The 2,585-nt window shown below is 66.5% G+C and carries 3 protein-coding genes; all 3 read left to right on the top strand.

What is annotated here, in order from left to right; genetic code table 11:
• The coding region (locus EOA33_RS31610) for a diphosphate--fructose-6-phosphate 1-phosphotransferase (protein WP_127407411.1) at nucleotides 1-1,049 on the top strand (1,049 nt) is incomplete at its 5' end.
• Nucleotides 1,049-1,783, top strand: a complete 735-nt coding sequence (locus tag EOA33_RS31605) for an MBL fold metallo-hydrolase (RefSeq protein WP_127407410.1) — start codon at nucleotides 1,049-1,051, stop codon at nucleotides 1,781-1,783. The genes EOA33_RS31610 and EOA33_RS31605, both read left to right, overlap by 1 nt.
• A gap of 198 nt (nucleotides 1,784-1,981) precedes the next feature.
• The coding region (locus tag EOA33_RS31600) for a trypsin-like peptidase domain-containing protein (protein WP_190234427.1) at nucleotides 1,982-2,585 on the top strand (604 nt) is incomplete at its 3' end.

Raw genomic sequence — 2,585 nt, 5'->3', positions numbered from 1 at the left:
CGATCCACGGCGTGCGCGGCATCCGCGATGGCAACTATGCCGACCTCTCGGCCATCCCTGAGGAGCAGCTCAGGCTGATCGCGGCGACGCCGAGCGCGGCGCTCGGCTCGACCCGCGACAAGCCCGACGCCGCCTATTGCGAGGTGATCCTCAACGGGCTGAAGAAGATCGGCGCCGACGCCTTCATCTATATCGGCGGCAACGACACGTCGGGCACGCAGCAGATCCTGACCGACGCAGCCGGCGGCACAATCGCCTTCGTGCACGCGCCGAAGACTATCGACAACGACCTCGAGGAGAACGACCACACGCCGGGCTTCATCTCGGCGGCCGAGTTCGTCGCCGGCGCCTTCCTCTCGGTCGACCTCGATTTCCGCGCCCTGCCCGGCATCTATGTCGGCATCGTCATGGGCCGGCACGCCGGCTTCCTGACCGCGGCCGCCGCCGCCTGGCAGCTCGATCCGGACAGCGGCCCGCATCTGGTTTACGTGCCGGAGCGCGCCTTCTCGGCGAAACGCTTCATCGACGACGTGCGGGCCACGCTCGACCGCCACAAGCGCTGCATCGTCGCCGTGTCGGAGGGCGTCAGCACAGCCGACGGCAAGGCGCTGGTCGAGAGCCTGGTGCCGCCAGAGAAGCTCGAACGCGACCAGCACGGCAACGTCAAGCTGTCGGGCAGCGACCTGACGGCGGCGTTGGAACGGGCGCTGGCCGAAGGCCTGCCGGGCAAGCGGGCGCGGGTCGATGCGCTGGGCTACATGCCGCGCGGCTACATCGGCGCGATCAATGCCGTCGACGCCAAAGAGGCCTTCGACGCCGGCGCCTTCGCAGTCGAGGTCGCCGGGCAGGGCGGCGGCTCGGTGGCGCTGCAGCATGACGGTTCCAAAACCGTGCTGAAGAAGGTGCCGCTGAAGAATGTCGCAGGCAAGACGCGCCACATGCCCGACGATTTCATGCAGCCCGACGCCAACAAGCTCTCGGATGCCGGCATGGCCTACCTCAAGCGGCTGGTGCCGGAGAAATACAAGGTCGGGAAGCCCTTCGTCTGATGGGCGACCTGGTAGTCGGCGACTGGTTCGGCAAGGCCATCGTCGACGCCAGGACATCGATGCTGACCGAGCCGTTCGTGCACGATTTCGTGCGCGCCAACATCTGGCATTTCAAAGGCCGGGACGCCGACCTTCTGGTCGACACCGGCATGGGCATCCTGCCGCTGGCGCCCGAGATCGACACGCCAGCAGGCAAGCCGCTGATCGTCGTCGCCACGCATATCCATCTCGACCATGTCGGCTCGCTGCATGAGTTCCCGCTGCGGGCCGGGCCGAAGATGAGCGCCGCGCAGTTCGAGAGCATGGATGAGGCCGTCACCTACGCCTACATGTTCCGCAATCTCGACGGCGCCGTTTCCAGGCTGCCCACGCCGGACTGGAGCGCAGCCGACTACAGCATTGCGCCGGCGCCGCTGACGCGCACGCTTGACGAGGACGACATCGTCGATCTCGGCGACCGCCAGTTCCGCGTCCTGCATCTGCCGGGACATTCGCCCGATTCGATCGCGCTGTTCGACGAGGCCGACGGGTTGATGTTTGCCGGCGATGCCATCTATGACGGCATGCTGATCGACGATTTGCCGGATTCCGATCGCGCCGCCTATTGCCGCACCATGCGGCGCCTGCTCGACCTGCCGATCCGCATCGGCTATGGCGGTCATGGACCGAGCTTCGACGCCGCGCGCATGCGCGAGATCGCCTCGGCCTATCTGCGCCGACGGGGCGCTTCGTGAGCGCCTTCTGAGATTAAATCTTCGTAAGGTCGGACGAAAACCCTAATTCGGACCCATCGACGCCCTAGATGCGGGCTGTCGATCCGGCCGGCTGTCACGCGAGGCGAGACGGGCAGTCCAGGTCGCCGACACGTCGACGGCGCTTCGCCTGAGAGCCGCTCGCGGCGCAAGATCAACTCTCGCCCGGACAGAACGACCATGTCACCCTCAAGCATTCTTCGTAGACATCGCGTCGCGGCCCTGCTGGGCGCTGCGCTGATCATCTCCCCTTTCGTCGTATCCTTCGCCCAAAGCGCGAACAGCGGCGGCGCGAGCAACGTGGTCCCCACGACCCAGACCCCCGTTGCCGGGATTACGGCACCGAACGGCTCGTTCGCGCCGATTGTGGCCGTCGACAAGCCGGCGGTGGTGACCGTCGCCACCGTCATGAAGGCGCAGCCGGAAACGATGAACGAGGAGCAACCCTTTGACGGCGGCTCGCCCTTCGACGACTATTTCCGCCAGTTCTTCGGCGACCAGGGCGTGCCGATGCCCAAGACGCCGCCGCAGCAGGCGCAGCGCGCCGAGGCGCTGGGCTCCGGCTTCATCGTCGGCGCCGACGGCACCATAGTCACCAACAACCACGTCATCGACGGCGCGACCTCGATCAAGGTGACGCTGGATGACGGCACCGAGCTTCCCGCCAAGCTGATCGGCCGCGACGCCAAGAACGACCTCGCCGTGCTCAAGGTCAAGGCCAGCAAGCCGCTGCCGACGGTCAAATGGGGCGATTCCGACAAGCTCATGCCGGGTGACCAGATAC

The sequence above is a fragment of the Mesorhizobium sp. M4A.F.Ca.ET.050.02.1.1 genome, from assembly GCF_003997725.1.
Lineage (GTDB): Bacteria > Pseudomonadota > Alphaproteobacteria > Rhizobiales > Rhizobiaceae > Mesorhizobium.
This window is presented reverse-complemented; position numbering and strand designations above follow the sequence as displayed.

Excerpts from the sequence above, each read along its gene's own strand:
- EOA33_RS31605 (WP_127407410.1), top strand. The coding sequence starts at position 1,049 with ATGGGCGACCTGGTAGTCGGCGACTGGTTCGGCAAGGCCATCGTCGAC.